Source organism: Herbaspirillum sp. C7C2 (genome assembly GCF_022627865.1).
Lineage (GTDB): Bacteria > Pseudomonadota > Gammaproteobacteria > Burkholderiales > Burkholderiaceae_D > Herbaspirillum > Herbaspirillum frisingense.
This window is the reverse complement of sequence record NZ_JABXGI010000085.1, coordinates 1-261: the sequence shown is the minus strand read 5'-3', so window position 1 is coordinate 261 and position 261 is coordinate 1. Positions and strand designations below refer to the sequence as shown.

General features: G+C 77.4%; 1 protein-coding gene. It reads right to left on the bottom strand.

The annotated features are described in order from the left end of the window. The coding region (locus tag HWE04_RS24335; RefSeq protein WP_241813940.1) for an NAD(P)-binding domain-containing protein at positions 1-261 on the bottom strand (261 nt) is incomplete at both ends.

Genomic DNA, 261 nt, shown 5'->3' with positions numbered 1-261 from the left:
CCCCTGCACGAGGTCGGCCAGCTGGTCGTCCGGCACGGCGAGGAGCACGAGTTCGCTGCGCTCGACGAGGTCCGGCGTCTCGAGGACGGGTGCGCCGGGGAGCATCGCCTCGGCGCGGTCGCGTCCGGCCTCGGACACTGCCGTCACGCCGACGACGGCGTGCTCGGCGTTCGCGAGCGCTGCTCCGAGGACCGGTCCGACCCGTCCGGCGCCGAGGACGCCGACTCCCAGCCGCCCCGCCCTCACCGCGCGGCTCCCGGC